Origin of the sequence: Neisseria sp. HMSC068C04, from assembly GCF_001810105.1 — a bacterium.
Lineage (GTDB): Bacteria > Pseudomonadota > Gammaproteobacteria > Burkholderiales > Neisseriaceae > Neisseria > Neisseria flavescens_B.
Window position 1 is genome coordinate 1 of record NZ_KV799958.1, and the last position, 7,198, is coordinate 7,198.

11 protein-coding genes and 2 pseudogenes are annotated in these 7,198 nt (G+C 46.6%); 10 read left to right on the top strand and 3 right to left on the bottom strand.

Features of this window, described 5'->3' with window-relative positions; genetic code table 11:
• A pseudogene (locus HMPREF2700_RS11655) lies at positions 1–152 on the top strand (IS5 family transposase); the annotation flags it as partial.
• A 171-nt stretch (positions 153–323) separates the two neighbouring features.
• Here HMPREF2700_RS11655 and HMPREF2700_RS06575 read toward each other — a convergent pair.
• Positions 324–602: pseudogene (locus tag HMPREF2700_RS06575) on the bottom strand (transposase); the annotation flags it as partial.
• A gap of 45 nt (positions 603–647) precedes the next feature.
• Here HMPREF2700_RS06575 and HMPREF2700_RS11810 point away from each other — a divergent pair.
• A complete protein-coding gene (locus HMPREF2700_RS11810; protein WP_168162737.1) occupies positions 648–815 on the top strand; it encodes a hypothetical protein in 168 nt (55 codons plus the stop codon).
• 69 nt (positions 816–884) lie between these two features.
• Here HMPREF2700_RS11810 and HMPREF2700_RS06580 read toward each other — a convergent pair whose 3' ends face one another.
• Both HMPREF2700_RS06580 and HMPREF2700_RS06585 read right to left on the bottom strand, forming a co-directional pair.
• Positions 885–1,649 carry an SDR family NAD(P)-dependent oxidoreductase gene (locus HMPREF2700_RS06580; RefSeq protein ID WP_070591082.1) on the bottom strand — a complete coding sequence of 255 codons (765 nt, stop codon included), beginning with the start codon at positions 1,647–1,649 and terminating at the stop codon, positions 885–887.
• Positions 1,650–2,031: 382 nt separating this feature from the next.
• The gene (locus tag HMPREF2700_RS06585) at positions 2,032–2,922 is read right to left on the bottom strand and encodes a LysR family transcriptional regulator (protein ID WP_070591083.1); all 891 of its coding nucleotides are present in this window, start codon (positions 2,920–2,922) and stop codon (positions 2,032–2,034) included.
• 178 nt (positions 2,923–3,100) lie between these two features.
• Here HMPREF2700_RS06585 and HMPREF2700_RS06590 point away from each other — a divergent pair, with 178 nt between their 5' ends.
• The 8 genes from HMPREF2700_RS06590 (at position 3,101) to HMPREF2700_RS06620 (ending at position 7,194) form a co-directional block, all read left to right on the top strand.
• Complete coding sequence (locus HMPREF2700_RS06590; protein WP_039862395.1) at positions 3,101–3,679, top strand: NAD(P)H-dependent oxidoreductase; 579 nt, start codon at positions 3,101–3,103, stop codon at positions 3,677–3,679.
• On the top strand, positions 3,679–3,984 hold the full coding sequence (locus HMPREF2700_RS06595) for an aldo/keto reductase (RefSeq protein WP_070591085.1): 306 nt from the start codon (positions 3,679–3,681) through the stop codon (positions 3,982–3,984). The genes HMPREF2700_RS06590 and HMPREF2700_RS06595 overlap by 1 nt, the downstream gene beginning before the upstream one ends.
• A 47-nt stretch (positions 3,985–4,031) precedes the next feature.
• Complete coding sequence (locus tag HMPREF2700_RS06600; RefSeq protein ID WP_283129686.1) at positions 4,032–4,532, top strand: OsmC family protein; 501 nt, start codon at positions 4,032–4,034, stop codon at positions 4,530–4,532.
• A 91-nt stretch (positions 4,533–4,623) separates the two neighbouring features.
• Positions 4,624–4,947, top strand: a complete 324-nt coding sequence (locus tag HMPREF2700_RS06605) for a thioredoxin family protein (RefSeq protein ID WP_070591086.1) — start codon at positions 4,624–4,626, stop codon at positions 4,945–4,947.
• A gap of 268 nt (positions 4,948–5,215) precedes the next feature.
• Positions 5,216–5,527, top strand: coding sequence for an ArsR/SmtB family transcription factor (locus tag HMPREF2700_RS06610; protein WP_070591088.1), 312 nt, complete (start codon positions 5,216–5,218; stop codon positions 5,525–5,527).
• 73 nt (positions 5,528–5,600) lie between these two features.
• On the top strand, positions 5,601–6,587 hold the full coding sequence (locus HMPREF2700_RS06615; RefSeq protein WP_283129687.1) for an NADH:flavin oxidoreductase/NADH oxidase family protein: 987 nt from the start codon (positions 5,601–5,603) through the stop codon (positions 6,585–6,587).
• On the top strand, positions 6,588–6,812 hold the full coding sequence (locus HMPREF2700_RS12015; protein WP_283129688.1) for an FMN reductase: 225 nt from the start codon (positions 6,588–6,590) through the stop codon (positions 6,810–6,812).
• 70 nt (positions 6,813–6,882) lie between these two features.
• Complete coding sequence (locus HMPREF2700_RS06620; RefSeq protein WP_210389874.1) at positions 6,883–7,194, top strand: hypothetical protein; 312 nt, start codon at positions 6,883–6,885, stop codon at positions 7,192–7,194.
• The last annotated feature ends 4 nt before the right edge of the window (positions 7,195–7,198 follow it).

Here is a 7,198-nt window from a genome sequence, read left to right on the forward strand (position 1 = left end):
ACCTGTCGCCTTTGTTGGAAGGACTGCCCAAAGGCACGACCGTCTATGCCGATAAAGGCTACGATAGTGAGGAAAACCGGCAACATCTGAAGGCGATGTGTTTGAACCTTTTGAAAGCCGCCAATAGGCTAAGTGTGCCTGTTGCCGCCTAAAAGGCGGTCAGATACCTGATTAATCAGGTATCCAAGGGGGATTTGGGTAGAATCAGTGGATATTTGAAACAAAAACAGCTGAAAACCTGTGTTTGGATTTCGGCTGTCAGGAAAAAGGAATTTTGCAAAGGTCTCAACCTAATAGTAACTTTCAACAAAATAAATTTATTTGATAACAGGCATCAAAGTATCGGACTTGGCATTATCTACGACAACGGTATATACCCGTCCGTTGCGTTTCAGAATGCCAAAGACAACCACTTTTCCTGCCGCGCCGCGACCACGTCTGCCTTTACTCCGTCCGCCGAAATAGCTTTCGTCCAACTCGACAGAGCCCTCAAAAACCTCATCGGCAACCAAGGCCAGATAATGGCTGATAACCATACGAATTTTGCGGTAGAATAGAATAGCGGAGTTGGGCTGAATGCCCAAAATATCGGCAGCGGAACGTTCGTAGCCTAGCATAACTGCTAATCTACGTCAGCCCCTTTAAATATGCGATTTGCCGATATTCAAGACCCTCTCGGGCTGTGTCGAGATATTACAAATTTAGGGAAATGGGGTAATGGAGATGTTGAAGTCCGCTTAGATAATTTTGATGATTTGACTTATGTTATGGGGCTGATTCGACAATCTTTTGATTATCAAATGATAAAAGATTAACGCCTATTTTTAAAAGGTCGTCTGAAGCCTTGTTTGGCTTTTCAAACGACCTTTGTTCACGCCAAACGCTTACTTCGCTTGGAAGCCGCCGTCCACGCTCAAAATGTGTCCGGTGGTGAAGCTGGCCTCGTCGGACAGCAGCCACACAATCGCGTTTGCCGGTTCGTGCGGGTTGCCCATGCGGTTCATCGGGTGCATGGTTTCCAAGGCTTTCGGGTCGATGTTTTCATCCGCGCCTGAAATCTGTTTGGCAATGATTTCGGTGCGGGTTGCTCCCGGTGCGACGCCGTTGATGCGGATGTTTTCTGCCGCATGGTCAAGGGCGCAGGATTTGGTTAAGCCGACCACCGCGTGTTTGGTGGAAGCATAGGTGCTGGCGTAAGGAATGCCGTTCAAGCCCGCGATGGAACACAGGTTCACAATCGCGCCGCCGCCCTGTTTCTGCATTTGCGCGATTTCGTGCTTCATGCAGTAGTAAACGCCTAAGACGTTGATTTGCAGCATCTTTTTGTATACTTCGCTGTCAGATTGCGGCAGCAGTCCTGTTTCCAGCGATACCGCAGCATTGTTCACCGCATAATCAAGCGCGCCGAATTCGGCGACGATGCCGTCAATCAGGGCTTTTACGCCCGCTTCGTCGGTAACGTCGTTCTGCACGAATTTTACCTTCGCACCGTCTTTGGCAAACGCCGCTAATTCCTGCGCCGCCTGCGCGCCCACATCGGCACGGCGGCCGCTAATCACGACGTTCACGCCTTTGGCGAGTAATTTCTTTGCGGTCTCTTTGCCGATACCCGTCGCGCCACCGGTAATCAATGCTGTTTTGTTGCTCATGTTGTCTAGTCCTGTTTGCAGTTGAGGAAAAATGCAGTTGCCTGCATGATTTGATGAGTGGATTATAGCTGCAAAAAACGACAATTTAAAATCAGAAGACGACAAAGAAGTATCTAAATGCGACAAATTGAAATCAAAGTACGATAAGTAGCCATCAAATTACTTATAAATCAAGGCTCAAATATTTAGGTGTGATGATTTCTTAGTATTTGAACGTCTAGGTGAGGGCGTGTTAATTACTCATTTATAAGATGTGGGGCAGTTTGGCAATCTGCATTAAGAAGTTCAAAGTTAGAGGGAAAGAGCTGCCATATTTTAAATAGGATTTGTAAAAATGCTTTGAAATCTGACCGCACTTTACCATAAAAAGCCGTCTGAATTATCAGACGGCTTTTACTTTTAACGCATCCACAATCAGCTTAAACACATTGGAATGCCCGCGGCGGCTGGGGTAATAGAGATAAAGCGGATCGTAAGTGATGGCGTACTCGGGCAACAGCTCGACCAACTGCCCAGAATGGAGTGCGTCTGCGGCGATGATATGCGGCAGCCAAGTGATGCCGAGGCCGTCTGAAACGGCTTGCAGGCGTAGATGATTGTTGATGGAAAACTGCGATTTGGGTGTAAACGTAATCAGCTCTTTTTTGTATTTGAATTCCCACTGCATCTCCGTGCCGTGTTCAGCGGAGAGTTTTATGCCGATAAGGCGGTGTTGTTGCAGATCATCAATATTTTTTGGTGAACCATGTTGCGCCAAATAATCGGGCGAGGCAACCAATACCATTTTGAGCGGTGCGGAAATTGGCACCGCAATCATCTCTTTCGCTACCTTGTTACCTAACCGAACGCCCATATCAAATCCTTCTTTCACAATATCTGCCCAACGATCGTCCACCACGATTTCCAAGCGGATTTTCGGGTATTGGTTCAAAATCGGCTTTAATTTCGGGTACAACACCGCTTCCGCCGCCACTGTAGGGGCGTTGATGCGAATCAATCCCGATGGCGTATTCAAAAAATCATTTAATGCATCGACTTCTTGGTTTATGGCTTGATAAAGCGGGGAAAGTTGGTCGAAAAGCTGTTGCCCGGCTTCGGTCAGCGACACATTGCGTGTCGTGCGGTTGAACAAGCGCAGGTTCAGCCGCGTTTCTAAATTTTTCATGCTATGGCTCAACGCCGAAGAAGAAATCCCCAAAAGCTGTCCCGCTTTCACAAAACTCTGCGTTTGCGCGAGTGTCAAAAAATAATTCAGCTCGTTAAAGTTCTGCATTTTCTCTTTAAACTCTCTTTTATTAGTGAATTTAATTCATTACATAATAAAGCTAAACCCTATTTATCTCAATAAAAACAAATCATAAAATGACTGCACTTTCATGAGAGTGAACAGAAGTCAATATCCGTAAACATCACATCCTTTTTTTATAAATTATTTATTCTTAGGAGTAAAAATGAACATTTTATTATTAAACGGTGGTAAAGCTTTCGGCCATTCACATGGTGAGTTAAACCACACGCTTCACAAAAAAGCAAAAGAAGTTTTGACCGCACTTGGACACAATGTAAAAGAAACTGTGATTGATGCTGGCTATGATGTTGAGGCAGAAATCGAAAAATTCTTGTGGATGGATGCCGTGATTTGGCAGATGCCTGTTTGGTGGATGCACGAGCCTTGGACAGTGAAGAAATACATAGACGAAGTATTTATCGCTGGACACGGCAAGCTTTACCACAGTGATGGCCGTCATCGTGTCAGCCCGACCGAAGGCTTCGGTACAGGTGGTTTGTTGCAAGGCAAAAAACACATGCTTTCGCTTACTTGGAATGCGCCGATTGAAGCGTTCACCCGTGAAGGCGACTTCTTTGAAGGCAAAGATGTGGATGCTGTGTACATGCCTTTCCACAAACTCAACGAGTTCATCGGTTTGACCCGTCTACCGACATTTACATGTAACGATGTAGTTAAAAATCCACAAGTAGAACAATACTTCGCAGACTACCAAGCACATTTGAAAAAAGTGTTTGGTTAATGATAAAACATCAACTTGAAGCGGTGGGCTTTTGCCCACCATTTTGTCAGTCGCTAATTGGTACGAAATATGGCAAATCCGTGGCGCAAGTGATTACCCGCTGGCTGGTGGAACGCGACATCATCGTGTTGGCAAAATCCACCAAACCCGAACGCATGGCGGAAAACTTGAACGTCTTTGACTTTGCCCTCAGCAATGAAGACAAAGCTGAAATTGCCAAACTGGACAGCACGTTCGCCGCCATCGTCAATCACGACACGGTGGATAATTTGAAACGCATCTCCGCGTGGAAATTGGGCGTGTAAGTGTAGCGAAAAACCATCTGCAATTCATCATTATGAAAGGACAAAACATGATTAACGGGTTAGATATCGAACGTTTCCGAACTACCATGGCAGCGATTGAAAACGACCATACAAAAGGCAAGGCAGCATTACGCGCTAATTCGCGCTGGGTATCCGGCACAAAGAACGAAATCTCCGTGCGTCGCTTCCCAGCCTTTACCACAGATGAACCGAAAAGCATGGGCGGTGAAAACGCCGCCCCAAATCCGATGGAATACCTGATCGGCGCTGCTGCAGGCTGCTGCTCCATAGGTTTCGAGTTGCAAGCAGCACAGGCAGGCGTGAAACTGGAACAGTTTGAAATATCCGCAAGCGGCGGTATCGACTTGGCCAAACTGTTCGGCATGGAAGATGGCTACGGCGGACTGGATAATTTGGTGCTAACCGTAAAAGTAAAAGCCGACGCCGACCTTCCTACCCTGCAAAATTTCGCCGACCGCTCCGCCGCCAGCTCGCCAGTGTTGAACAGCCTGAAAGCACGGGCAAAAGTGGTTGTCGAAAAAATCTAAACGGCTCAAACTACTTTCTTGTTTTTATTTCGTTGAAAGCCCCTTTTCTAACAACTAGAAAAGGGCTTAATCGCTCAAAGGAGTACATGACATGCAACAACTGCACACTCTGAAAGACATCGAACAGGCCATCGCCACACACCCTTTAGTATCACTGTACATCAAAGCCCCAATCTGCGGCGTTTGTACGGTCGTGGCTGCCCAGCTTGATTCAGCTTTGGCGGTGGAGGGGAATGTGTATGCCGTAAAAGCAGATATTGCTGAAATACCCGAAATGGCTGGACGTTTCCACGTGCTGACCGTACCTGCATGGCTGCTGTTTTATCAAGGCAAAGAAGTAGAACGGATGGCTCGCTTCATCCCTCAGGCACAGATGAAGCAGACATTGGCAAAATGGACAAAAGTGGATCAGTAACCGGTCTATCAATGTTTCAGACGGCTGCGGTCTAGATAATGATGCAAGTGGTCAAATTTTTAAGATGATTTGCAAAACACTTAAAAATTTGACCACTCTTTATTACGAAAAAGGTCGTCTGAAACGGCTTGCAGACTGAGATAATCATTGATGAAACACTGTGATTTGTACGTTAAAACCATCTTCTGAAAATTCCCTTTGACATTTCCCCATCTTTTCCTCTAAAGTGCGTTCAAGTTTTTAAACATATAAACTCAAGAAGCCGAATATGCCGCAACAAACTATGAATTTAATGCGCGAGTGCATTCCCATCTTTACCGTGTTGAGCGATGAAAACCGCCATCAAATCCTGCGCGTGCTGTGGGAACACGGCAAGATGAATGTGAATGAGCTGACCGAGCATCTGCATCTGTCGCGCCCAGCAGTGTCACACCATTTGAAAATCATGTTGCAAGCCGGGGCGGTGGCGGTGGAGCAGGTCGGCAAAGAGCGGTTTTACAGTATTGCCATGGCGGATGCGGTGGCGAGATTGAAACAGCTTGCTGATTTGATGGCTCAAAATTGCCCGCTTTCAAAATAGGGTTATCCGTTAACCCTTTATTTTTAACCAAATACGTTTACATTTTTAAACTTATCAACTTAAAGGAACGATTATGTTATTCACGCCATTCACTTTTCAAAACGGCAAAGCCACCAAAAACCGTATCTTCAAATCCGCCATGGAAGAGCAACTTGCCCAAAACGACCAGCCGTCTGAAAAACTCGTCCGCCTGTATGGCACTTGGGCAGAAGGCGGCGCGGGCGTTTTGGTTACGGGCAATGTGATGGTCGCCGAAAGCGGCAAAGGTTCGATAAACGATGTGGTGATTTCAGACGACCGCAGTCTTAAGATGCTGAAAAAATGGGCGAAAGCCGGCACGCAAAACGACACGTTGCTTATCATGCAAATCAACCATGCGGGCAAGCAGTCGCCTGCGGTGGTCAATAAAACACCGCTTGCGCCGAGCGCCGTGCCGTTGGTGGGCATGGACGGCTTCATCAATCCGCCGCGCGAATTGAGTGCCGATGAAATCAACGGGCTGATTCAGCAATTCGTGCAAACCGCCAAAATTGCCGAGCAGGCAGGCTTTTCAGGCGTACAAATTCACGCCGCGCACGGCTATCTCATCAGCCAATTCCTCTCGCCGCACCACAACCGCCGCCAAGACCAATGGGGCGGCAGCTTGGAAAATCGTATGCGTTTCCTTTTGGAAATCTACACTGCTATCCGCGCTGCCGTGGGCAAAGATTTCTTGGTGGGCGTAAAACTCAATTCGGCGGACTTCCAAAAAGGCGGATTTGACGAAAGCGAATCGGTGCAGGTGGTACAAAAGTTATCGGAAATGGGCATTGATTTTATTGAAGTTTCCGGTGGCAATTACGAAAGCCCGCAAATGCTCGCCGCCAAAGACAGCACCCGCAAACGCGAAGCCTTCTTCATCGATTACGCCGAAAAAGCCCGTGCAGTCAGCCAAGCCCCGCTGATTATCACCGGCGGATTTCGTTCGCAAAGCGCCATGGAAGATGCCTTATCCAGCGGTCATTTGGATTTGGTTGGCGTCGCCCGTCCATTTGCTTTAGTCCCCGATTTGGCGAACTAAATGCAAAACGGCACCTACCAAACCGTGCAAACTGACCGCATTCAAACAGGCGTGGCGTTGGTTGATAAAAAAGCGGGCGCAATGCTGGAAATGAACTGGTATATGACGCAAATGGATTTGATCGGACAAGGCAAACAGCCCAATCCTAAATTGTCAGCGTGGAAAGTATTGCTGAAAACCTTGTGGGAAAACGGCAAGGCAGGTTTGAGTACAGGGCGGAGTTGAGTTAATGTGTTTCAGGTAATCTGAAAATATGAATGAACTCTGATTAACCATTTATTTTGGGATTTAGAATATGATGAATAAAAATAGTATAACTAACATAGTAAAATTAGCCGTAATATTGCTGGGCTTTTCATTAAGCATGAATAGCCAAGCTGAAACGATATCCGTCATGCCTGTGCAAACGGCTGTACCCGTTGAAAAAAATGTATCATCATCCGTTTTATTGTGGATGCGTGCCGATAAACCGCGTCAAGAGAGTATGCAACGTTGGCAAGGACCACATTCCCAAATTATTGCTGCCAATCAGGATCTGAAAGAGTATCGTCAAATTCATTTTGCAGAACACAATACAGGAGACCTTTGCAATAACATAGGTTACTAAAATT

What these genes read in the sequence shown, in the direction of transcription:
- HMPREF2700_RS11810 (WP_168162737.1), top strand. Translation starts at nt 648, where the DNA reads ATGCGATTTGCCGATATTCAAGACCCTCTCGGGCTGTGTCGAGATATT.
- HMPREF2700_RS06580 (WP_070591082.1), bottom strand. Translation starts at nt 1,649, where the DNA reads ATGAGCAACAAAACAGCATTGATTACCGGTGGCGCGACGGGTATCGGC.
- HMPREF2700_RS06585 (WP_070591083.1), bottom strand. Translation starts at nt 2,922, where the DNA reads ATGCAGAACTTTAACGAGCTGAATTATTTTTTGACACTCGCGCAAACG.
- HMPREF2700_RS06590 (WP_039862395.1), top strand. Translation starts at nt 3,101, where the DNA reads ATGAACATTTTATTATTAAACGGTGGTAAAGCTTTCGGCCATTCACAT.
- HMPREF2700_RS06595 (WP_070591085.1), top strand. Translation starts at nt 3,679, where the DNA reads ATGATAAAACATCAACTTGAAGCGGTGGGCTTTTGCCCACCATTTTGT.
- HMPREF2700_RS06600 (WP_283129686.1), top strand. Translation starts at nt 4,032, where the DNA reads ATGATTAACGGGTTAGATATCGAACGTTTCCGAACTACCATGGCAGCG.
- HMPREF2700_RS06605 (WP_070591086.1), top strand. Translation starts at nt 4,624, where the DNA reads ATGCAACAACTGCACACTCTGAAAGACATCGAACAGGCCATCGCCACA.
- HMPREF2700_RS06610 (WP_070591088.1), top strand. Translation starts at nt 5,216, where the DNA reads ATGCCGCAACAAACTATGAATTTAATGCGCGAGTGCATTCCCATCTTT.
- HMPREF2700_RS06615 (WP_283129687.1), top strand. Translation starts at nt 5,601, where the DNA reads ATGTTATTCACGCCATTCACTTTTCAAAACGGCAAAGCCACCAAAAAC.
- HMPREF2700_RS12015 (WP_283129688.1), top strand. Translation starts at nt 6,588, where the DNA reads ATGCAAAACGGCACCTACCAAACCGTGCAAACTGACCGCATTCAAACA.
- HMPREF2700_RS06620 (WP_210389874.1), top strand. Translation starts at nt 6,883, where the DNA reads ATGATGAATAAAAATAGTATAACTAACATAGTAAAATTAGCCGTAATA.